Origin of the sequence: Alteromonas sp. LOR (assembly GCF_000753865.1) — a bacterium.
Taxonomy (GTDB): Bacteria; Pseudomonadota; Gammaproteobacteria; order Enterobacterales; family Alteromonadaceae; genus Alteromonas.
This window is the reverse complement of the sequence record NZ_JQFW01000057.1, coordinates 273,487-297,188: the sequence shown is the minus strand read 5'-3', so window position 1 is coordinate 297,188 and position 23,702 is coordinate 273,487. Positions and strand designations below refer to the sequence as shown.

Below are 23,702 nucleotides of genomic sequence, written 5' to 3'. Positions count from 1 at the left end.
CTAGCTCCTAAAACGAATAGGTAATAGAGGCATTAATGGTGCGTCTGACGCCAGGAAAACAATCGCCCCGGGTGAGACATGACGTTAGGTATTCTTTATCAGCTAAATTTCTGATATTAAGCTGTAAATCTAGGTCTCTATTAAGCTGATAAGCTAGCATGGCATCAACTAGCGTATAGCTAGGCGTTTCGTAGCGTAAACTTGCGTTTTCTGACACGGTTTCGCCTACATACCTAACCCCAGCGCCCATGCGCAATCCCGCTGTAAATTCTGGTGCATAGTTAATCCACAAAGAGCCATTCTTATCTGGCTGTGCTGCAAATGCATAGCCATTGGGGTCTTCTGTATCCATTGAAGAGGCAGCAAATTGAACGCTAATATTGTCAAAGGTGAGTTCACCCTCAACTTCCACACCGCTTATCTCCGCCACGCCTTGCTGCTGACCAAACTCAGCCGGTAAGTTGTTGGGGTTGGGTAAGTTTGATACTTCAATATCGTAATAAGCTAGCGTCACATAACCGGGAATAGACGATAACTCATACTTAATACCCGCTTCATACTGACGCCCTTCCTCTGGCTCAAGTTGATTATTGTTTACATCAAGGCCCACTGCAGTTTCAAACGATTCAGCAAAGCTTACATAAGGTGAAAAACCATTTTCGAAGCGATATAACGCACCGGCAGCAAATGAGGTTTTTGAATCATCTTGCTCGGTTGTCCCGTTGTCGTTGTTTACGCGATCGTGGCGTAAACCTAAGGTAAAACGCCAATTATCATAAGAGATGTGATCTGATAGATACACACCAATATCGCCCACCTCTTGAGATGGCGCATCGTTGTAGATTGCGTCAAATACTGACTGTTCTGGCGCCCCTGTATAAACCGGGTTTGCGAGGTCGAGCATATAAGTAAAGTCGCCTTGCAATGCACCGCCCCCGAAAAAATAAGCACTGTTGGCATCGGTGTCTACATGTTGATATTGCCCGCCAATAAGTAGTTCATGTTCAACGCTTCCCGTTGTGAACCATTTGCTGACTCTGACATCCACGGCATGTTGGTCGAAGGTATTGTCAGCTTGATAAAATGTCCGTGGTACAAAGGTCTCTGTAGGCGCAATATCCGCATTGGCAAATTGATTTACGTAACGGCTTGTACCAGTAAAGGTTGGCCAAGCTTGATGGTAATCAGCAGTCCCCTCACGCCACAATGCCGTAAACGATACCGACGTACTGTCATCGATTATATGCTCGCCCAACAAAGTGACCTGATTTGAAGTAGTATCAAATTTATTGAAGCCGGGCTCACCTGCATACACATCTTGGTCTGGCAAATAGCTTCCATCGGCTAGAAGCAACAAGGTACCTTCAACAGGAATGAATTGGGCACCTGTATCACTGTCGGTGTCTTGAAAAAGACCCATTAACGTTAGCGTTGTGTCTTCATTGGGTAAATATGAAATAGAAGGCATAAGCACTTGAGTGTCGTCGGTAACATAATCTACCTGGGAGTCAGAATTTCGGTATATACCCACGACACGACCTAGCCACTTACCGTCTTCAGACAGTGCACCGTTTATATCTGCAGAAACTTGAGCGCGATTAAATGAGCCATAGCTAAGCACCACTTCGCTGTCTTTGCCTGCCTGAGGTGTTTTAGATACATAATTGATTATTCCTCCTGGCGAACCTTGTCCGTATAGCACTGACGCAGGCCCTTTTAGCAATTCCACCTGCTCCATTGTATAAATTTCTGCGCGAGTAGAATTGTAATTGCCAAAGAGCTCTTGAATAGAGTCGCGATAGCGAGGAATAGACAAACCACGAGAAGAAACTGAATCTACGCGGGTAGCAAAGCCATAAGATTCACCAGTAACACCTGCCATATAGGTGGCACTTTGTGCCAAATTGAGCACGCCCTTTTGCTTAAGATCCAGGGCTGTTTCTATGGAGATAGTGCGAGCAAGTTCAACAATAGGGGTCTGTGTTTTTGTAGCGCCAAAGGGGCTTCGTTTTCCCACAACCTCTACTTTTTCAACAAAAGAAGAAGGCTCGGTAACAGAGTCTTCTGATTGCGCAAGCCCCGCTTTTGAACGCTCTGCTTGCTCCCCTTCTGTTTGGGCTTCTGATGCATGGGCTAAAGAGAGGTGTGACACTGCGGATAAAACTGCCACAGCGATAATGTGTTTATTCATAATGTGTGCGTCTCTGGTGATTATTTTTATACTAAAGTCTATTCGCTTTGATGTTATTAATAATCACTCTCATTTGCAATAGCATTACACGGTTATCTTCCTTTTAGTTATATATTGTGACCTCACCATAAAAATCTGCGCCCATAAAAAAACCGGATAAGTAAACTTATCCGGTTTTTGGTATCTGCTGACGCTGTTTAATTAGGCAGCTTCTGTTTCTTTTTCGCTATTTTTTTCACTAGTTTCTTCAGTGTCAGCTACTTCATGACTTAGCAAGTATTCAAAAGCAGCTAGCGACGCTTTAGCACCCTCGCCCATCGATATTACGATTTGCTTATAAGGCACTGTTGTCACGTCACCGGCAGCGAATATGCCAGGCTCAGAAGTATGACATTTACCGTCAATAACAACTTCGCCATATTGAGTAAGCTCAACAGTATCCTTCATAAATTGGCTATTCGGTACCAATCCAATTTGAACAAACACACCGACTAATTCTTTCGTGTGTACTTCGTTGGTACTGCGATCTTGGTACTCGATAGCATTTACTTTGCCATTTTCAGCTAAAATCTGACGCGTTGCCGCATTTTTGATAATGGTAATGTTGTCACGCTTGTTTGCTTGATCAATCAGTACTTGGTCTGCTTTTAATTCAGGCATGAATTCAAAAACAGTCACCGATTTCACAATACCGGCTAAATCAAGGGCCGCCTCAATACCTGAGTTACCGCCACCAATGACTGCAACATCTTTACCTTTAAAGAATGGACCGTCACAGTGTGGGCAATATGCCACGCCGTTACCTACGTTTTCTCTCTCACCAGGCACACCTAGTTCTCTCCAACGAGCGCCGGTAGCAACAATAAGGCTACGAGTACGAATTTGCTCGCCAGAAGAAAGCGTAATCGTTTTGATATTGCCTTTTTCGATGTTATCAACACGCACATGCTCTTTAAGAGTAATGTCATAGTCGCGCACGTGTTCCATCAAGTTGCCTACAAGCTCTGGGCCTGTGGTTTTCGACACCGAAATTAAATTCTCAATGCCCATAGTATCTTTAACTTGGCCGCCAAATGTTTCTGCGATAACCGATACCTTTAAGCCTTTACGAGCGCTGTAGATAGCAGATGCCACACCAGCTGGACCACCGCCAATAACAGTTACGTCTTGTAACGGCATTGACTCGCCTTTGTTGGCGTCTTTTAAACTTGGATCCTGCTCAATCAGCTTATTAATAAGCACAGCAGCATCTACTTTACCGTTAGCAAACAATTCGCCGTTTAGGTAAACACTTGGTACACCCTGAATGTCACGTTCTTCAATAACGTTCTGATACAAACCGCCGTCTATCATCTCAGACGTAATGTTCGGATTGATTAGCGCAAACTGATTAAGCGCTTGAACGACTTCTGGGCAGTTGTGGCAGCTTAGGCTGATAAACACTTCGAAATTAAGTGGTTCGCTCACTGCTTTTACTATAGACGCTACGCTGTCATCTAGTTTTAATTCGGTTCCTGAAGCATGCAGCATGGCTAGAATCAGTGAGTTAAACTCATGACCGCCCGGAATCCCTGAAAATCTGATCCCCGTGTCTTCGCCATCAGCTTCTAATAAAAAGCTTACAGAGCTGCGAAGTACACCGTTTGTGTCGCGTTCTTCAACGCTAAGTTTATCGCTTATACCTGCAATGTCGGACAGAAAGCCAACAAGCTCTTCACGCTTGCTGTGTTCACCGGTCTGTACGACAAAGGTTACGTCTTTTTGCATTGTCTCGGTATAACCCTTCAATGCTTGTAAAATTTCTTTAGTTAACACGGTTGTCCTGCCTTATTTTCGACATGCCGATCCCCGCCAACCATTTTTGATGGTCAACTTATAAGCGGAAACTGGAAAGTTAAAAAAAATTGAATAGAGGGAGCGAGAATTCACTCCCTATCGACTAGTTGCGTCAGTGCTTAGATTTTACCAACTAGGTCTAGTGAAGGTGCTAGTGTTGCTTCGCCTTCTTTCCATTTAGCTGGACATACTTCGCCTGGGTTGTTCGCTACGTACTGAGCCGCTTTGATTTTACGTACTAGGTCGTCTGCGTCACGGCCGATGCCTTCAGACGTGATTTCCATTGCTTGTACAATACCTTCTGGGTCTACTACAAACGTTGCACGGTCAGCTAGGCCCATTGTTTCACGCATGCAATCGAAGTTGCGTGTGATTTCGCCCGTTGGGTCGCCAATCATTGCAAATTTGATCTTGTTGATTGTGTCTGAAGAATCGTGCCATGCTTTGTGAGTGAAGTGAGTGTCAGTAGATACTGAGAATACTTCTACGCCACGAGACTGTAGCTCTTCGTACTTATCAGCGATGTCACCAAGCTCAGTTGGGCATACAAATGTAAAGTCAGCTGGGTAAAATACGAATACTGACCATTTGCCTTTGATATCTTCATTACTTACGTCAATAAATTCGCCATCTTTAAATGCTGTTGCTTTAAAAGGCTTAATAGCAGTATTGATCATTGCCATGTTTAAATTCTCCGTTATGGTTTAAGAAAGAATGTTTTAAAATTAGATTCGTAAGCCAGTAGCATACGAGAGTAATCTTTACGTTTTTTATGACCACTTGGTTTTGCAATTTTTGTTTCGCTAACTTCAAGTGCCCTTCAACTTGATGCAAAGAATAGCGCGCTAATTTATAAAACACTAATTGGTAAATGTGAATCGTCTAATCAAGTTATTGAATCGAACGATTAAAACTTATCAAATATGATTAAAAACAACGCGATATAACACCGGAGTAGTCTAATGCGAAACTCGCGACTTGCCCAAAACATTGCCAGAATTGATGGTTCGACACCGTCAAGGACTATCGGAAAACATCTAAAAATGGCTTCAAGCCCTTTTGTTTTCTTCCGCGGTACTGCACAGCTATTTTACTCCGACGTGTATAATGGGGTCATATCCCTGCCAGACAACCTCAATGCCATACCGCTAACGAGTATTGTGGGCGATTGCCACTTGTCTAATTTTGGGTTTCTTACCGAAGAGGGCTCCCACGGTGATACCGTTATTTTTTCACCCAATGATTTTGACGATGCCTGCGTTGGCAGAGCGCACTGGGACATAATCCGGTTGCTCACGTCATTTGCTCTATCTCAAATACACTGTGAAGGTATTGTAAGTGGGGTCTATGTGGATAACGACGTTGACGCAACGAAACCCGTCATTAGCAAAAACGACGTGATTAATGCACAACATACTTTTTTAAGCGCTTACATCGAAACCTGCCGCAGAGTGACCGAAGATGAAAGCGTGATTAACGAAGCGGTTAACTGGCGACCTGAAAAAGTAGCCACAAAATTGGCCAAGCTTTACGATAAAGCAGTATTGAGAAGTGCTAACGGCAGCGCTTTTACAACAAAAAGTGCCCTTGCTCGGGCGGTAGTTTTTAACAATGATATTTTATCATTTAACGCGAATAGCCCAAAATTCACTCCACTAACCGACAAACAATATTCTGAACTCTACAACGCCTTTGCGCCTTTTATGGATGACTCGGTGGTTGATATCGTGCGCCGCGAGGATGCCGGAACCGGCTCGGTAAACCTCGACCGCTTCTATTTTTTAGTCGGCCCCCAAAAACCCCATACCTCAGTGAGTTTTTCCCATTGTCATATTGTAGAAGTAAAGCAACAGCGTGAAGCCGCGCCTCTTCATCACTTCGCATCCCTTTGCCCCGTCAATCAGTTGAACCCTGCTCATTTAACCGCGCGAAGCCAGCGACGAATGCAGCGCAATCCAGACCTGATCTTAGATGAGGCAATTTTCGAGAATAAGCACTATCTCATCCGTTCGCGCCATCACGCTAAAGTTGGCATTTCACCTGAAGATGTTGTCATGGGCAAAAAAGCGACCCAAGGTGGCTTTGACTATTTTGCAGAGCTTTGTGGCTATACATTAGCACTCGCTCACTGCCGTGGAGACCGTCGCAGTACACGATTTGCCACCGCTGCTTGTAATTTATTGCCAGACGCACGTGAACAAATGGTTACCGCCTCGAACGAATATGCAAATAAAGTGCTCGACGATTATGCTTACTTTTGCGGGGAGCTGGCTTTGTCATGATTTGCTTTTGTAAGGGGTGCGCTTCGATATGCACTTTTTGTGAAGGTATGAGCTTCTGGGGTATGAGCTTTTAAGATGTGGGGTTTTATAGATAGGAGAGTATCTTACGCTAGTGCATTGCTTCACAACGTTTCTAGCTATTAAATACAACGCAGTACTGTTACTTAACGCAAACGCCGAGTTCCTTAACAGTAGCCAACGTGATAAATAAACTTACCTATACAACCTAAGCCACTGTTTGTAATTGGAATTTTAAAAAACAGCTTGAATAAGCTTAAGTCATAGTTACGCTTAAAAAATCCCTATACGGTAGTGTAAGCAACAATAATGTTGCTTGCCCCCACGGGCATAAAAAAATAAAAAAACACTACTACAAAAGGGAAAATGACGTGAGAACATCACTATCTTTGCTTAGCGCAGGCATTCTATCTGCGCTCTCACTTTCTGCAGCAACTAACGTCGCATTGGCAAACGACATTGTCATCAGCGGTGTGATTGACGGCCCTTTATCGGGCGGTGTACCAAAAGCCGTTGAGCTTTATGTGATAAATGACGTTGCTGACCTATCCGAGTATGGCATTGGAAGTGCCAATAATGGTGGTGGTAGCGATGGTGAAGAATTTACGTTTCCAGTTCAAAGCGCTTCAGCAGGAACATACCTGTATATCGCGTCAGAAATAGACGGTTTTACTAGCTTTTTCGGCATGGCCCCAGACTTTGATAGTTCAGCAATGGGGATTAACGGTGATGACGCAGTCGAGCTTTTTAAAGACGGCAACGTTATTGATACCTTTGGCGACATAAACGTTGATGGAAACGGCACTGCTTGGGAATACCTAGATGGATGGGCCTACCGTAGCAATGGACAAACCGCAAACGCTGGGACTTTTAATGATGAAAATTGGGCATATAGTGGTGTTGATGCCCTTGACGGCGCCAACACTAACGCAGAAGCATCTACGCCATTTCCTTTAGGTACCTTTACCACAGAAGGCGGCGGTGATGTAGAAGCTCCACCTGTTGAGCCACCAGTTGCACTAGGCGTTTGTGGCGACGACGCAACACTCATTAGCGCAATACAAGGCTCTGACGCTGCTTCTGAAGAGGCAGGAAATAGTCATATTGTTGAAGCCATTATTACCGGCACACGACAAGGCGGCTTCTTTATCCAAGAAGAAAACGCTGATAGTGATGGCGATGCAACGACATCTGAGGCGATTATTGTCGAAGGCGAGACGGACATCACAGTTGGCAATGTTATTCGTTTATACGGAAGCGTGACTGAAAACTTCGGCATGACAACCATAGAGATGGATAGCGACGTTGTAGCCGCAGATTGCGGTGCGAGCGATGATGTGGTTACAACAAGCATTTCAATGCCTTACGAGGAAGATTTAGAAGCTTTTGAAGGTATGTTAGTTAGCGTCACCGATGCCACGGTAACCAGCACCAACTCGCTTTGGCGTTTCGGTGAAATTGTGGTGAGTGATGGTGTTAAACGTCAGCCAAGCGATATTGCCCCTCCCCTTTCTGATGCCTTTGCTGCTGCACAGACAGAGAGCGAGGCTAGCCTATTAACTATTGAAGATAACAGCGGTTCACAATTCCCAGATGCTATCAGCTTCTTCCCCAACTTTAGCTACGCAAATACCATTCGTATTGGCGACACTGTGTCTGCATCGGGCCCGCTGAATTTCAGTTTTGGAACTTACCGTATCAACCCTACCGAAGTCATCGCGGTTACCTCTACCCGTGAAGATACCCCAGTGGTTAGCGAAGGCAATCTGTCAGTGGCTACCTTTAACGTCCTGAACTATTTCAATGGTGATGAAGATGAAAACGGTGAACTGACCTTCGACTACGACGATAATCGCGGCGCTGAAAGCGAAGCAGCTTTTGCACTTCAAGAAGGTCGTATAGTAGAAGCCATTGTTGATTTAAATGCTGATGTGGTCGGCCTAATGGAAATCGAGAATGACGGTTTTGGCGATGATAGTGCCATTCAATCTTTACTTAATGCTATTAATGCTCAGCTTGGCGAAGCAGAGCAATACGCGTTTATCAGTACTGCTGATAACTCGCAAATTGGCACTGACGCAATTACCGTTGGGCTTTTGTATCGCGGCACAGTGGTAACGCCACAAGGCGATGCGGTAATAGTGGCGATGCCTGAACAACAAGTATCGGAAGATAGACTAGCAAGAATGCGTCCGTCGCTGGTGCAAACCTTCGAGCACACTGAAAGCGGCGAAACCTTTGCCGTTGCAGTCAATCACTTTAAGTCAAAGGGCTCTCAGTGTGCAGAAGATGTTGCAGAAGCGCCATCTGATATTGATACCATTCAGGGCAGCTGTAACGCGCTTCGTGTATCTGCTGCTATTACGCTAGGTAATGCGCTAAATGATGAAACACTGCCTGAGCGCAAAATAATACTGGGCGATTTAAATGCCTACAGCGCAGAAGACCCTGTTGCAGTGCTTACCGACTACACGCCAGAAGACCGCGGATACACGATTAAAACTGCGATAAACACTGGAATGGATGAGGGTGAAGCTGTCGAGGTTGACGCAAGCTATGGTTACCATAATCTTGCAGAAACCTTTGATGAAGATGGTTTTTCTTACTGGTTCTTTGGTACCGAGCAAGTGGGTAGCCTAGACCACGTATTAGCAAGCGATGCCATGCTAGCAGACGCCGTTGATGGCACACATTGGAACATCAACTCTGTTGAAGCGTATCAACTTCAATATAACCAGGCACTTCGATTCTACCCAGATGAAGAAGGCTATGCGTTTACTGATATTGGTCCGTTTAGAAGCTCTGACCACGACCCGTTTATTGCTACCTTCAATTTAGTCGCTGACGAGCCAGCTGCGCTTCCGATACCTAATGAGGACGAAGATAGTTCTGGTGGCTCAATGGGAGGAATTCTGACATTGCTTGCTGCAATGGTTGGCTTTCGCCGTTGGTCTGCTGTTTCTAAAAACAGCGCGGCAAAAAAACGCGCTAGCTAAACGTCGAAAATAACACGACAGCAAAAAGAGGCAGCGTTTAGCTGCCTCTTTTTATTTAGCTATAAAAACATAATGTTTATTCGTACGGTAATTTTCTATTGAGATGCTTCACGTTCCTGAGCGCCGTCCTTATCTCTACTTTGTAAAGAGCTGGAGTCTAATGCACTGACTTCTTGTGACAGAACGCCAATAAAGTCTGACGCGTGCACATCATCAATTTCAAGTCCCAAGCGCTGAATGTACATATCTCGCTTTTCAGCTTGAGTAGGAGACAGCTTGCCCTCTACCAATACTTTTGCAGCCGCCTTAGCTGACGCAATTTGATCTTCAGTTAAGTCTTCGCCCACGTGGATATTAGTAATAATCTTAAGTAAGCTTAAGGCCACTTGCTTGTCGGTAGGAGAAATTGTTAGCGCCTGTCGAAGGTTGTTGTAAGCAGGACCAAGGCGATTTTCTTTGTAGTTCACCGTCGCCATGTGCTTGAGCTCTTTAGGCGTAAATTGAATTTCGTTTCGTTCTATAGACTCTTGCTTGAGATATTCATCTACCACTTGCGACGAAAACGTATCGCCCTCAATTTGCTTTCGAAGTTTTTCCAAAATACTAATGCAGTGCTCGCGCATACCCAGCTCGTGAAAGGCTTTCATCTTATCTAGACTGTCTTCCATAGACAGACCATCCGTATTCGCTGAACTTTGCTTCATCACTTGCTCAGCGCCTTTCTTGTCATCTTTTAAACACAGCACTCTGGCTTTAATAACGTTCACTTGCTCGCCCAGATCAGTGCGTACCCCTTTTTGCTGCGCGACATTATCAAGGTCGTGTTGCGCACGTTGAATATACTTTTCAGCATCAGTGCCGCCTAGGCTAGTGGCTAAATCGATGGTAGAGCGTATTACATTCAAAGAAAGCTGAGGTGAGTCATGAATAGAGTTTTTAGCAAATTTCGCCATATTTTGTACAGCAGATAGCTGGCCAATCTTGTCGTGATTTAACCGTGCTAAATCCCATAAGCGTTTATTTCGTTCGATGTTTCTCGGTGCAAGCCGACTCGCCTCTTTCATTTGTTCGTAGGCAATATCAAACTGCTCTTTTTCAATAAAATACTGGGCCAATAAATCGAACGTAAGAAAGCGGGTGTCAGGCCGCTGAAGCAAATCATCTACAATTAACTGAGCCTCTTCCAGCTCGTCTTGGCGAAGCAGAGAGCGGGTGAGCCCAATGTGTACCCAGGCGTGATCCATACTTTGCAGCAGCTCTCGAAAATAATTCTCAGCGGTTTCAAAGTCTCGCAATTGAAGCAGACAATCGCCAATTAAGCGCTTTATTCTCGGGTGATATTCTATTAACGAACTGTCTTTTAATTGTCGCTCTGCGTAATACATGGCCGTGGAATAATCGCCATTTTGCATGCAGTGCAGCATTTTATGAAGTTTGTATCGAATATGAAGAAGATACTGAAGACGAGAAACTATTTTCGTCCGCTGTAATGGCTTTACCCAAAAATCATGGGGCTGCAATTCAACAATGCAGTTTACCAGCTCTGTGGACGTTTCAGCGCTTAAGAAAATAACCGTGGTGGTATCGTTGATATAATTAAGATGTTTCAACTCTTCAAATAAGTGAAAGCCATCCTTATCGTGACTGACATTAAAGGCAAGTAAAACAAAATCAAACTGTCTGGTTTCGCATAAGCGCTTCGCATGAAAGGCATTAAATGCGCTACTTACATGCTTTATCCCAACTTCGTGCAGTGCTGAGGCCACTACATCGTGCACTAATCCTTGATTATCAATAACCAATACATGAAGGTCTTCTCTTGGTACGGGATCAGGGATTTTTTCCAACATTTAACAACCACTTCTTACGTCTTTTCCTTAAGTAACACAACGTTGATTGTAAGCGCATCTACTTGTGTAAAAGACTTACAGTAATGAAAAACAACGCTGTGGGCTAGTATGCATACTATTGCATCTGTTTTGATATTAGCACTTACCTCCCATATTGCGCTAGTCATGGTTATCTTGGTGGGTCTATTTGACCATTAATACTACCATTTACTCTAAACCACCCCGCCACTGAATGACGCTGACGTTTTGACGTTAAGACTTCATGGGGAAATTGTTCGCTTAAAAAAATCACAAACGTCCCCTTTTCCGGCCTCACCGTAAAACCCGTAGCATCGTCTTCACTTGTGTACAAAACGAGTTCGCCGCCATCGCTTTCTAGCCATTGTTCATTGAGATATGCTACCAGTGATAGCGCCCTGTTACTTTGCCCTTTAAAGGCGTCTACGTGGCGTTTGTAATAAGCTCCTACATCGTAACAAGCAAAGTGACTCTCAAATGAAAACAGCCCCATAAACAGGGTTTTATTAATATAGGTTTTCAGTGCATCACACCACGATAGCCAAATTTCCCCCTCAACCGTACTGCCGGTAATCCAGCTAATATCGTCTGTGCGTATAGCATCCACATGCTGAAAACTTGATGCTCTACCAATGCCGGCTTTTTGATATTCACTGTCTGCCATAGCGCGCTGACAAGACAGCAATGCCTCAGTAATAAAACTAGGCAGCGCAGAGTGCTGAACACTAAACCCTTGCGTCACTAGGTCGTTGACGATTGACTCGAAAAGGGCCTCATCAAAAACAGGAAGGGGGTTAACATTGGTAAGGTGAGTAACGTTAAGACTTTGCATTATATATTCGAAAAGTAATTTGTCAGCGTTATAGAGCTAATCAGCTTTGTTCACAACATATATCACTGCTTATGAGCCGCTATTTTTTTGTTGTGATCCACAAAATTTTTCATCGCTAAATAAAAAGCATGGTTTTTGCTTATTTTTAATTAAATGTATGATTGAATGTAGGCATATCTTAAACGGCCCTACCAAGACGTAACGCAAAAGAGAGTTGTTAATGAGTCAAGATCAAACACAGATAGAAGAGACAGAGCATCACCTCGACTTACGAAATTTACGATTAGATGACTACAACGATGTCAAAGATCTTATGGATAAGGTTTACGCCAATGTTGGCGGCGCGTGGCCCTACTCAAATTACAAAGCACAGGTAACCACATTTTCTGATGGTCAAATTTGTATAGAAGATAAGGGCAAAGTGGTTGCTTTCGCTATATCAGTCATTGTTGATTATGATCAATTTGGTGACAAACATAGCTACGATGAAATCACAGGCGATGCCTATCTTACTACTCACGATCCAAATGGTGATGTACTTTACGGCGTAGAGGTCATCGTTTGCCCTGAATACAGAGGGTTAAGACTTGGCAGAAGGTTGTATGAAGCAAGAAAAGAGTTGTGTCGAAACCTTAATCTGAAATCGATTATGGCCGGTGGTCGTATTCCTAACTACCGCAACCATGCCCAGGAACTGACGCCATATGAATACATTGAGCAGGTAAAACTGAAGGATATTTACGATCCTATCCTTACCTTTCAATTGTCTAATGGGTTTGAAGTAAAGCAAGTAATGACTGCCTACCTTCCCGAAGATGAAGCGTCACAAGGGTACGCTACGCTTTTACAATGGCACAATATTTACTACGAGCCAGGTACACCGTCGTTAATTGCCAGTAGAAAACTAAGCGCCAGAATAGGCTGTATTCAATGGCAGATGCGCTACTTCAACAATGTAGAAGAGCTATTGCAGCAGGTTGAATACTTTGTGGATGCGTTGTCAGATTACTCCTGTGATGTCGCTCTGTTCCCTGAGTTCTTCAATGCACCTCTTATGGGGCTGTGCCCGACCGAGTCGTCCATTGACGCAATATGGCACCTTGCTACCTATACCGATGAAATCCTTACGTCGGTGTCTCATTTAGCCGTGTCTTATAACATCACCATTATCGCGGGCTCTATGCCTGTGGTAGAAGACGATTTGCTTTATAACGTAAGCTATATCTGTAAGCGTGATGGCACGATAGAAAGTCAGTATAAGCTGCACCCTACCCCTCATGAAAAAGAAGACTGGATCATGAAAGGCGGAAATAGCCTGAAGACCTTTGATACGGACTTCGGCAAAATAGGTGTGCTTATTTGTTACGACGTTGAGTTTCCAGAGCTGGCGCGCATTCTTGCCGATCAGGAAATGCAAATTCTCTTCGTACCGTTTTGGACAGACACAAAAAATGGCTACTTACGCGTTAGACGCTGTGCGCAAGCAAGAGCCATTGAAAATGAGTGTTACGTGGCGATTGCTGGCAGCGTAGGTAACTTACCGAAAGTAGACAACGTTGATATTCAATACGGACAAACTGCGGTATTTTCACCTAGTGATTTTGCTTTTCCTCACGATGCTATTGTGTCTGAAACAACGCCAAATACAGAAATGACTCTGATTGTTGATTTAGATTTAGACAAGCTGACTAAACTGCAAAACGAAGGTTCGGTGAGAAACTATTTAGATAGACGTCGCGACCTGTACCGAGTTGAGTGGATGGGCGATTAAACACCCTTAAAAGGCGAACACAACAGCATGAGGTGTTCGCCTTTTTACTATCCCCGTCGCGTAAAGGCGTTACACGGATAAGCCGTGGCATTTAATTAAAATAAGCGATACCATGCTGTAGTGAGCAAAGAATTAGCGTTTCTTGCGGTAAACCTGTGCCTTAGGCTTTGTAAAATAATGTTTAATCGATGAAGAAACAACCAGAATGAGAATGTAACGATATTATGCCTAACAACTCAAAAAATGATGAATTTCCAACTATTAGGTTAGATGACGAAGACCGTCGCGATTATCAAACCAAGCGCCAAACTTCACCTGGTAGTACTTCCACGCCCTCTCAAACCACAAGCACCTCATCTTCATCCGGTGGCAACGGTATTTGGGTAGCTTTGATTGCCCTCATTGCCTTATCTGCGTGCGGTGGCTGTTATTATTTATTCACATTACTTGAACAGCAAAAAGCGATTGCTGAGCGAGCAGAAGAGCGCATCATGTTGCTGGAGAATAAACTCTCTGCTACAGGTGAGGAAATGGGCGAATCGACGGTTGCTCTGCAAGTAAAAGTCAATGAACTGAATGATAAAACCAGTGAATTATGGGAACAAATGGATAAGCTTTGGGCTTCTGCCTGGCGTAGAAACCAAAAAGAAATTGCAGATTTAGGTGAGCGCGTGAGTAAAGTTCAAAGCGCCGCGAATAAAGACATAAATGCGGTATCTGAAGATGTTGATGCACAATCAGCAACCATGGGTTCTTTGAAAAACCAGCTCGCCTCAGTAGCTGATGAGCTTTTAGCAGTGAACGTTCGTCTTGAGCAAACTGCAGATGACAAAGCCGGTACCCAGCAAGATGTTAAAAACTTAGCTGACACCCTATCAGTGCTTGAAAAGCGCAACGCAACGTTATCTGGCAGGCTGAACAGTTTAGAAAACGAAATTAGGGAAATTGCTACCAAAGTGGTATCAGGTACAAGCGCGAATAATACAAACGGCGCTCCTGCAGCAGGAGCAAGCCCTGCTGCATCGCCTAATGCCGGCTAAAAAAGCAAAGCAATTGGCAAAAACGGTATGAATAAATAAAGGGGCTCACTGCCCCTTTATTCGTGTAACAGCCGCTATTTTTTATCTAACGAGTCGTGGTGACTTACCAACACACAGCCCTAAACAACAGAGGAAACCGAGTTCAATGAGCGAGCAGACGCTTAAACGCTTGAATAAATACATTAGTGATACAGGATTATGTTCTCGCCGTGAGGCCGATAAACTTATTGAACAAAATCGCGTTACAATCAACGGCAAGACTCCAGAATTAGGCACTAAAGTAGGCCCTAACGACACTGTAGAAGTTGATAAAAAGCGTATTGGCGCTGTTGCCAAGGACAAATCAGATCGCGTCTATCTTGTTTATAATAAGCCTATTGGCATCACCTGCACCACAGAGCGTCATGTGAAAGGCAACATTATTGATGCCATTGGCCACAAAGAGCGAATTTTTCCCGTAGGTCGCCTCGACAAGCCTTCAGAGGGGCTTATTATCTTAACTAGCGATGGTGACATCGTAAACAAGATATTGCGTGCAGAGAACGCGCACGACAAAGAGTACGAAGTCACGGTAGATCAACCGGTAAGTGATAGGTTTTTAACTAAAATGGCCCGCGGCGTACCTATTTTAGGGACGGTGACCAAGCCATGTACGGTTAAGCAAACAGGCAGAAATAAATTTACTATTATTTTAACCCAGGGCCTGAACAGGCAGATTCGCAGAATGTGTGAATTTTTAGGGTATGAAGTTACTAAGTTAAAGCGCACGAGAATTATGCATTTAGCGTTAAGTAACCTTCGTCCAGGACAATGGCGAGAACTCACCACTCGGGAACTAGCTACTTTGAATAATGCGGTAAAACATTCAACTAAGACATCGCAAGAAAAGTAAGACGGTATAGGTGTTTAAAAGAAGAGTGCTCATCGGTAATCGTAAAAGCACGTGTAAACGTGCTCATAAAACAGTTACAAAACGTCTGTAAACCCCAAGGAAGATAGTAATAAAAAAATAGCACCAAATTTTAGGCACAAAAAAAGCGTCCAATGGACGCTTTTTTTGTATAACCCAAGTCTTATCGACGAAGGCCTAGACGCTTGATAAGGTCAAGGTAACGCTGAGCGTTCTTGCCTTTAAGGTAATCTAGTAGCTTACGACGCTGGCTAACCATACGAAGAAGACCACGACGTGAGTGGTGATCTTTCTTATGATCAGCAAAGTGACCTTGAAGCTTGTTGATGTTGTGAGTAAGCAAAGCTACTTGAACTTCTGGTGAACCAGTGTCGCCTTCTTTAACGCCATACTCAGCAATGATTTTTGCAGTTTGTTCTTTAGTTAGTGACATAACATTCTCCTAAATTATGTTCCGCCGATCACTAATTCAGCAGAACGGAATGAAGCGCGTATTATAATGACGCTTGCCCAGTTAGCAAGCCACAAAGGCACTTTCTTTTTATTATTTCTTCTCTACTATTTTTTAAGAAGGATATACCACCCGTCGTTTAGGGTTAACGAAGATTTCGTTTTTGGGCTGTCCCTGATCTCGCGGGTCTTTTACCCCCTCGCCTACGCCTAAAAACAACAAATCGTCTGCCTGCTGATGATAAACGCAGTAGGAAACACCAGCGATAAGCTCTGCTTTGCATACACCCTTGACACTTTGACCATGGTCGAAGCGACTGCGTTCTTCGTCATTAATAGTAATACGAGGCAAGCGACTTACAGCTGTATCCATGGGGATAAGAAAGGCATCTAATGCGGCAAAGTCACCCTCATCGAGTGATTCTTGCGTGCTGATAAGGGTATCTAATGACACCATTTTATCCGTTGGATAATCTGCAACTTCGGTGCGATGCAAACGTGTTACATACGCGCCGCAACCTAGGTTTTGACCTAAGTCGTCAACAATTGAGCGTATGTAGGTTCCTTTGCTGCACTTTATTCGCATATCCACGTAAGGCAATTCGATGCGCAAAACATCAAGCTCAAAAACCTCAATATCGCGAGGCTCTCTCTCTATTTCAATACCTTGACGGGCATAGAAATACAAAGGCTTGCCTTGATGTTTGAGCGCAGAAAACATAGAGGGTATCTGCTTGCTTTTGCCTAAAAATGCAAGGCAAGCTTCGTTAACCTGTGCATCAGTAACATCAACGGGTTTCTCTTCAACTACTTCGCCATCAGCGTCTGAGGTGGTGGTACGAACACCTAATTGTGCGGTAACTTCATAGGTCTTTTCGGCATCGAGTAAAAACTGGGAAAACTTAGTTGCCTCGCCTAAACACAATGGCAACATGCCGCTCGCTAAAGGGTCTAGAGCACCTGTGTGCCCCGCCTTTACTGCCTTATACAACCATCGGACCTTTTGAAGCAGCTGGTTAGATGACCCGCCAAGCGGCTTATCAAGTAATACTATGCCGTTAATATCACGGCCTTTACGTCGTCTTGCCATTTACTCCGACTCTTGTTCGTCATCAAGGTCGCGCTTTGACTCATCAGAAGCAATGGTTTGAGACACCAAGTTCGAGATGCGCATACCTTCAATGATCGACCTGTCTTCGAAGAAATGAAGATCAGGTACCGAGCGCATGCGTAGACGCTTCGCTAGTATGCTGCGCACAAAGCCTTTAAGTTCTTTAAGCTGCTTAAGCTGCACTTTGCCTTCTTCTTCAGTGCTGTTGTAGATAGTGACGTAGATTTTCGCGTGTGCTAAATCTCGTGATACCTCAACTTCAGACACAGTGATTAGCGGCATGTCGCCTACTCTGTGCTTGTATTCGTTTTGAAGGATACTCGCTACTTCTTTATGAACTTGCTGAGCGACCCTATCGGTACGTGAAAATTCACGAGCCATTGTAAACTCCTTACCCTATTTATAATAAGCGTATAGACAAAAGCGGGAGCACTCGGCCCCCGCTTTTCAAATGCCAACTAAAACAGGCAATTAAATTTCGCGCTTAACCTCAACGATTTCGAAGACCTCAATTTGGTCACCTACTTTCACATCGTTGTAGTTCTTCACGCCAATACCACATTCCATACCGTTACGAACGTCTTGCACGTCGTCTTTAAAGCGACGTAGCGACTCTAGTTCGCCTTCGTATATCACAACGTTTTCACGAAGTACACGGATTGGGTTGCTGCGCTTAATGTTACCTTCGGTAACCATACAACCTGCAATCGCACCAAGCTTAGGCGATTTGAATACGTCACGCACTTCAGCCAAACCAATGATTTCTTGTTTGAACTCAGGTGCAAGCATACCGCTCATGGCCGCTTTCACTTCGTCGATAAGGCTGTAGATTACGCTGTAGTAGCGCAAATCAATTTCTTCCGCTTCAAGCACTTTACGCGCAGATGCGTCGGCACGAACGTTAAAGCCAACAACAATTGCACCAGATGCCGCTGCAAGTGTAGCGTCAGTTTCAGTAATTCCACCAACACCGCTACCAACGATGTTAACTTTTACTTCTGATGTAGAAAGTTTAGTCAGTGATTCAGCAATCGCTTCAACAGAGCCCTGCACATCGGCTTTAAGTACGATGTTCAATTCGCTCACGTCGCCTGATGCCATATTCGCAAACATGTTTTCAAGTTTCGCTTTTTGCTGACGTGCTAACTTAAGCTCACGTTTCTTCTGATGACGCTTCGCAGCTACTTCACGAGCTTTACGCTCGTCCTGCACTACTGCCGCATCTTCACCGGCAACCGGTACACCAGATAAACCGAGTACTTCAACAGGCGTTGATGGACCAGCAAACTTCATCTCTTGTGCATTTTCATCGCGCATTGCACGAACACGACCGTACTCTTCACCACATAACAGGATGTCACCTGGGCGAAGTTGTCCTTCTTGAACCAATACAGACGCTACAGGACCACGGCCTTTATCAAGACGTGATTCAATAACGATACCGCGACATGGACCTTCAGGTACCGCTTTTAAATCAAGCAATTCAGCTTGAAGTACGATAGCTTCTAGTAGTTCTTCAACACCCATACCCGTTTTCGCTGATACGTTACAGAACTGGTGCTCACCGCCGTATTCTTCTGGAATAACTTCAAGTTGAAGAAGCTCGCTCTTAACGCGATCAGGGTCCGCAGACTCTTTATCCATTTTGTTTACAGCAACAATCAAAGGAACGCCAGCCGCTTTAGCATGCTGAACCGCTTCTTTAGTTTGTGGCATAACACCATCATCGGCAGCAACAACCAAGATAACAATATCAGTCGCCGTTGCACCACGTGCACGCATTGCAGTAAATGCCGCGTGTCCAGGTGTATCTAGGAAAGTAATCTCGCCGTTATCAGTTTCTACTTTGTAAGCACCGATATGCTGAGTAATACCACCTGCTTCTCCGTCTGCTACTTTAGCGCGACGAATGAAATCGAGTAATGATGTCTTACCATGGTCAACGTGACCCATGATAGTTACTACTGGAGCACGAGTTGTTTTAATACCGTCCATGCCTTCAGCAAGTAATTCATCTTCTAGCGCATTGTCATTCACTAACTCAAACTTATGACCCATTTCTTCAACCACTAAAACGGCTGTGTCTTGGTCAAGCACTTGGTTAATCGTTGCCATCTCACCCATTTTCATCATGGCTTTGATAACTTCATTAGACTTAATCGCTAACTTACTTGCTAATTCACCAACCGTAATAGTAGCGCCAAGTTTAACTACGCGCTCTACAGGTTGTGCAGGCTTGTTAAAGCCTTGCTTAAGGTGTTCACCAGCATGTTTTTTCGACTTGCGACGACGGCGTGATGAACGCTCGACCTGCATGTCTTCTTCGTCTTCTGCTTCTTGAGCATAGCGATTTGAGTGCAAGTGAACTTCTTCAGCTTCCGCTTTCTTACGACGCTCTTCTTCTTCTTTCCAGCGACGTTCATTTTCTTCAGCTAGTTTACGCGCTTCTTCAGCTGCCTTTTTGGCATCTTCTTCAAGCTTCTTCTGAGACTCTTCTTCTTGAGCCTTACGTAAACGTTCTTCTTCTTGGCGATCTGCTTCTTGTTTCGCTTTTTCAGCTTCAGAAAGCTCCGGCTCGTTTTTCTTGCGAGCTTCAGCGTCTTTCTTAGCTTGCTCTGCACGGCGGGCACGCTCTTCGTCAGCTGCTTTTTTCGCTTCTGCTGCTTTGCGTGCTTTTTCTTCCGCTGCTTGCTTAGCTTCTGCTGCCGCTTTTTCTTCAGCTTCGCGCTTAATACGCTCTTCTTCCTGACGCTTCGCTTCTTCTTCAACGTCAGTACGTTTAACGTAAGTACGTTTTTTGCGTACTTCAACTTTTACTTCTTTCGACTTTCCAACGCTTAGCGTACTGGTCGTCTTGCGCTTTAATGTCATGCGCGTGGGCTCTGCTGAGCTACCGTGTTGCTTACTTAAATGATCCAACAGTTTTTGTTTCTCTTCTTCGTTAACTTGACCGCCGGCATTCTTTACAATACCCGCGTCTTTAAATTGGCCAACCAATCGGTCAACGGTCGTACCAATGTCGCTGGCGAGCTTTTCTATAGATACATCTGCCATTACGTAATTATCCCCCTGTTGACCTTACTCTTCTTCACTGAACCAAACGATGTTACGAGCAGCCATTATTAATGCACCTGCAGTTTCGTCGTTAAGTTCATCGATATCATTGATATCATCGGTGCCTTGTTCTGCTAACTCTTCTAGGTCGGTAATACCGCGGCTGGCCAACACATAAGCCACGTGTTTACTCATACCTTCAAGATTTAATAAGGCTTCTGTCGGTTCTGCACCTTCAAGGGACTCTTCGTCCGCTAGTGCTCGCGTAGTTAGGAAGGCACGCGCTCTTGTACGCAGTTCTTCAACGGTATCTTCATCTAATCCTTCAACCGCTAAAAGTTCACTTACTGGAACGTAGGCTACCTCTTCTAACGTGGTAAAGCCTTCATCTACTAGTACTGATGCAAAATCTTCATCAATATCAAGACCAGCTGTGAATAGGTTAAGTACCTTCGCGTTTTCTTCTTCGTGTTTCTTGTTGAGATCGTCAACCGTCATCACGTTAAGTTCCCAGCCACTTAGTTGGCTGGCTAGACGTACGTTTTGACCGCTTCTACCAATTGCTTGCGCAAGGTTATCTGCTTCAACTGCTACGTCCATCGTGTTGTTATCTTCATCAACAACAATCGATGCTACCTCTGCAGGCGCCATGGCGTTGATAACAAATTGCGCTGGATTTTCATCCCACAATACGATATCGACACGCTCACCGCCTAGTTCTCCAGATACTGCCTGTACGCGTGAACCACGCATACCAACACACGCACCCACTGGGTCTAAGCGTTTGTCGTTAGTTTTAACGGCAATTTTTGCTCGTGAACCTGGATCCCGTGCTGCAGATTTTATTTCTAATGTTTCTTCCGCGATTTCTGGTACTTCAAGGCGGAATAATTCAACCAGCATGTCTGGGTGAGTACGGCTAATAAATAGCTGTGCACCACGGGCTTCTGGACGAATAACATAAAGCAGACCACGTACTCTATCACCTGGACGGAATGTCTCTCTTGGGAGCATATCGTCCCGGTAAATAACACCTTCTGCGTTATTACCTAGATCAATAATGATGTTGTCGCGATTAACTTTCTTAACCGTACCAGTCACTAACTCGCCAACTCTGTCTTCGTACTCAGCAATCATTTGCTGGCGTTCTGCTTCTCGAACTTTTTGTACGATAACTTGTTTTGCAGTCTGCGTAGTTATGCGGTCGAACTTAATAGATTCAATCTGTTCTTCAACATAGTCACCCAATTCTATCTCTGGCTCATCAACCTGAGCCGCTGAAATTGTAATTTCAGCGTATGGGTTTTCTTGTTCTTGGTCATCCGGTGTAACTAACCAACGACGGAATGTGTCAAAGTCGCCAGACGTTCTGTCGATACTTACACGAACTTCTATTTCGCCTTCATTTTTCTTTTTCGTCGCGCTTGCAATCGCAAACTCTAACGCTTCAAAAATCTTTTCTCTAGGCACTTGTTTTTCATTTGAAACGGCTTCCGCCACTAACAAAATTTCTTTATTCATTTTCGCCTCTCTTTTGCCTTCGTCGATGAAAGCAGAGCTGTTCCGTTAATCGAACGTGGGAACAACGTTACCTTTTTCGATATTCGCCACAGCTAACTGGAACTGTTGGCCATCCACTTCAATACTTATCATGCCGTCTTCGCAAGAAAGTACTTCGCCTTTGAAATTACGTCTGTCGTCCATCGGCATAGACAAACGAACTTGAACCACTTCACCCACAGAAGCCTTATAATGCTTTTCGTTGAAAAGCGGTCTATCCATTCCCGGTGATGACACTTCCAAGTTGTATTCGGTACTGATCGGATCTTCTACGTCTAATATTGCGCTTACTTGATGACTAACATCTGCACAATTATCAACGGAAATACCATTCTCGTGATCAATAAAAACGCGAAGAATAGAATGTTTCCCCGCACGTACAAACTCGACACCAACCAACTCGAATCCAAGTGCTTCAACACCAGGATTTAGCATTTCGGTTAGTTTATCTTCAAGTCTTGCCAATCCAAACCTCCAAAAACGAAAAAAGGGCCATAAGCCCACCTGTCATCACCTAGATAAACGTTACTTCACTAGGTTTTAATACAACAAAAAGCCCCGGACTAGCGGGGCTTTTTGTTGTAATTCTGAACCCTATACCATCACTTTTAGAAAGCGACATCTATGTGGGTAAAAACACCGTCAGGTGATAGCTTGCTATTAATAAGTGCGTTACTTTCCTAAAAACTTGAGGGAGCCCGCTCTCATTACTTAATCACTGCATTATACGTACAGGCACTGCATTAAGCAACAGCGATACAAAATTTACTCTATTTCTTTGAACATGGCTTTCGCTTTCACAAGTTTTGGAACTGGAAAGTGTATCTTTTATAAAGGGCGGCAAGATCTCGCGTAGACTTTCAATCTAACTGGGTAACTCAATACAATAATGATGCAGTGTAATCGCTGGGATTTTTTTCTGCACATTTTTTCTGCACATAAAGATGCAGAAAGGAAAAGAGTCAGGAATGTAAAGCCGCCGCTAAAGAGACCTATCATGTACAGTTAAACATGCAAAAAAAAAACCAGCGTTAGCTGGGTTTTTAATGTGGTTGCGGGAGCAGGATTTGAACCTACGACCTTCGGGTTATGAGCCCGACGAGCTACCAGACTGCTCCATCCCGCGTCTGTACGGTAAAATGTGATATTCACATTTTAAAAATTCTGGTATATTTTCTGTGGTTGCGGGAGCAGGATTTGAACCTACGACCTTCGGGTTATGAGCCCGACGAGCTACCAGACTGCTCCATCCCGCGCCAGAAAATATCGGTTGAGATTGCTTGGCTTTTCTTCCTCGCCTCAACGTGGAGCGTATTATACATAGGGACTTTTCTAACACAAGCGTCTAACATCAAAATATTGCATTTTTCTGACTGTTCGCAGGTTTATTGAACAATGTGTGCAAACATAATACAAAATAATGCGCTTTATCCGCTTTTACGTCTCTATCTATTTAAACTTTTCCATTTTTTCAGCCAGTGAAAAGTCGAGATCACTCAATCCATCAACATCATGAGTGGTTAATTTTACTTCCACTTTGTTATAAACATTAAACCATTCGGGATGATGTTTGAGCTTTTCAGCCCAAATAGCAATTTGTGACATCCAACCAAACGCTCGAATAAAACTTTTAAACGAAAACGTCTTTGTTATTGCATCACCGTCTCTCACCCATTTGTCACCATCAACGACCAATTCGTTGAGTGTGATTAATTTAGACTCAATGGCGGCGTCATCTAGTTTCGTTGTCATAGCACTATCTCCTACTGTTTTGGATACTCTA

General features: G+C 44.1%; 17 protein-coding genes and 2 tRNA genes. 5 read left to right on the top strand and 14 right to left on the bottom strand.

Features of this window, described 5'->3' with window-relative positions; translation table 11 throughout:
• Positions 1-7 precede the first annotated feature (7 nt).
• From JV36_RS0118270 to ahpC, 3 genes are all read right to left on the bottom strand, one after another.
• Positions 8-2,191 carry a TonB-dependent siderophore receptor gene (locus tag JV36_RS0118270; RefSeq protein ID WP_032096558.1) on the bottom strand — a complete coding sequence of 728 codons (2,184 nt, stop codon included), beginning with the start codon at positions 2,189-2,191 and terminating at the stop codon, positions 8-10.
• Positions 2,192-2,392: 201 nt separating this feature from the next.
• Positions 2,393-4,006 (bottom strand): alkyl hydroperoxide reductase subunit F, encoded by a 1,614-nt coding sequence (gene ahpF, locus JV36_RS0118265; protein ID WP_032096559.1) that lies wholly within the window; start codon positions 4,004-4,006, stop codon positions 2,393-2,395.
• A 140-nt stretch (positions 4,007-4,146) separates the two neighbouring features.
• Positions 4,147-4,704: an alkyl hydroperoxide reductase subunit C gene (gene ahpC / locus JV36_RS0118260; protein WP_442853199.1), complete on the bottom strand. Its 558-nt coding sequence runs from the start codon at positions 4,702-4,704 to the stop codon at positions 4,147-4,149.
• 285 nt (positions 4,705-4,989) lie between these two features.
• Between ahpC and JV36_RS0118255 the strand changes: the two genes are divergently transcribed.
• Positions 4,990-6,309 (top strand): DUF2252 family protein, encoded by a 1,320-nt coding sequence (locus tag JV36_RS0118255; protein ID WP_032096561.1) that lies wholly within the window; start codon positions 4,990-4,992, stop codon positions 6,307-6,309.
• 389 nt (positions 6,310-6,698) lie between these two features.
• On the top strand, positions 6,699-9,323 hold the full coding sequence (locus JV36_RS0118250; protein ID WP_032096562.1) for an ExeM/NucH family extracellular endonuclease: 2,625 nt from the start codon (positions 6,699-6,701) through the stop codon (positions 9,321-9,323).
• Between the two features lie 95 nt (positions 9,324-9,418).
• Here JV36_RS0118250 and JV36_RS0118245 read toward each other — a convergent pair whose 3' ends face one another.
• Both JV36_RS0118245 and JV36_RS0118240 read right to left on the bottom strand, forming a co-directional pair.
• The gene (locus JV36_RS0118245; RefSeq protein ID WP_081926711.1) at positions 9,419-11,173 is read right to left on the bottom strand and encodes a response regulator; all 1,755 of its coding nucleotides are present in this window, start codon (positions 11,171-11,173) and stop codon (positions 9,419-9,421) included.
• 169 nt (positions 11,174-11,342) lie between these two features.
• Positions 11,343-12,023 (bottom strand): 2OG-Fe(II) oxygenase, encoded by a 681-nt coding sequence (locus tag JV36_RS0118240; RefSeq protein WP_032096563.1) that lies wholly within the window; start codon positions 12,021-12,023, stop codon positions 11,343-11,345.
• Positions 12,024-12,243: 220 nt separating this feature from the next.
• Between JV36_RS0118240 and JV36_RS0118235 the strand changes: the two genes are divergently transcribed.
• The 3 genes from JV36_RS0118235 (at position 12,244) to rluF (ending at position 15,726) form a co-directional block, all read left to right on the top strand.
• Positions 12,244-13,794, top strand: coding sequence for a carbon-nitrogen hydrolase family protein (locus tag JV36_RS0118235; protein ID WP_032096564.1), 1,551 nt, complete (start codon positions 12,244-12,246; stop codon positions 13,792-13,794).
• Positions 13,795-14,018: 224 nt separating this feature from the next.
• Positions 14,019-14,834, top strand: a complete 816-nt coding sequence (locus JV36_RS0118230) for a hypothetical protein (protein WP_032096565.1) — start codon at positions 14,019-14,021, stop codon at positions 14,832-14,834.
• A 145-nt stretch (positions 14,835-14,979) separates the two neighbouring features.
• Positions 14,980-15,726, top strand: coding sequence for a 23S rRNA pseudouridine(2604) synthase RluF (rluF, locus tag JV36_RS0118225; RefSeq protein WP_032096566.1), 747 nt, complete (start codon positions 14,980-14,982; stop codon positions 15,724-15,726).
• 181 nt (positions 15,727-15,907) lie between these two features.
• On the opposite strand, the gene rpsO is transcribed toward rluF, so the two are convergent.
• From rpsO to JV36_RS0118180, 9 genes are all read right to left on the bottom strand, one after another.
• A complete protein-coding gene (rpsO, locus tag JV36_RS0118220) occupies positions 15,908-16,177 on the bottom strand; it encodes a 30S ribosomal protein S15 (RefSeq protein WP_032096567.1) in 270 nt (89 codons plus the stop codon).
• Between the two features lie 132 nt (positions 16,178-16,309).
• A complete protein-coding gene (gene truB, locus JV36_RS0118215) occupies positions 16,310-17,284 on the bottom strand; it encodes a tRNA pseudouridine(55) synthase TruB (protein ID WP_032096568.1) in 975 nt (324 codons plus the stop codon).
• Positions 17,285-17,686 carry a 30S ribosome-binding factor RbfA gene (gene rbfA / locus JV36_RS0118210; protein WP_032096569.1) on the bottom strand — a complete coding sequence of 134 codons (402 nt, stop codon included), beginning with the start codon at positions 17,684-17,686 and terminating at the stop codon, positions 17,285-17,287.
• Between the two features lie 90 nt (positions 17,687-17,776).
• Entirely contained in the window at positions 17,777-20,359 is a 2,583-nt protein-coding gene (infB, locus tag JV36_RS0118205; RefSeq protein ID WP_032096570.1) for a translation initiation factor IF-2, read from the bottom strand.
• 24 nt (positions 20,360-20,383) lie between these two features.
• Complete coding sequence (gene nusA, locus JV36_RS0118200; protein WP_032096571.1) at positions 20,384-21,880, bottom strand: transcription termination factor NusA; 1,497 nt, start codon at positions 21,878-21,880, stop codon at positions 20,384-20,386.
• A gap of 45 nt (positions 21,881-21,925) precedes the next feature.
• Positions 21,926-22,384 (bottom strand): ribosome maturation factor RimP, encoded by a 459-nt coding sequence (rimP, locus tag JV36_RS0118195; protein WP_032096822.1) that lies wholly within the window; start codon positions 22,382-22,384, stop codon positions 21,926-21,928.
• A 584-nt stretch (positions 22,385-22,968) separates the two neighbouring features.
• Positions 22,969-23,045 (bottom strand) — tRNA-Met (locus tag JV36_RS0118190).
• Positions 23,046-23,098: 53 nt separating this feature from the next.
• Positions 23,099-23,175: transfer RNA gene (locus JV36_RS0118185), tRNA-Met, on the bottom strand.
• A gap of 193 nt (positions 23,176-23,368) precedes the next feature.
• A complete protein-coding gene (locus JV36_RS0118180; protein WP_032096572.1) occupies positions 23,369-23,671 on the bottom strand; it encodes a 4a-hydroxytetrahydrobiopterin dehydratase in 303 nt (100 codons plus the stop codon).
• Positions 23,672-23,702 lie beyond the last annotated feature (31 nt).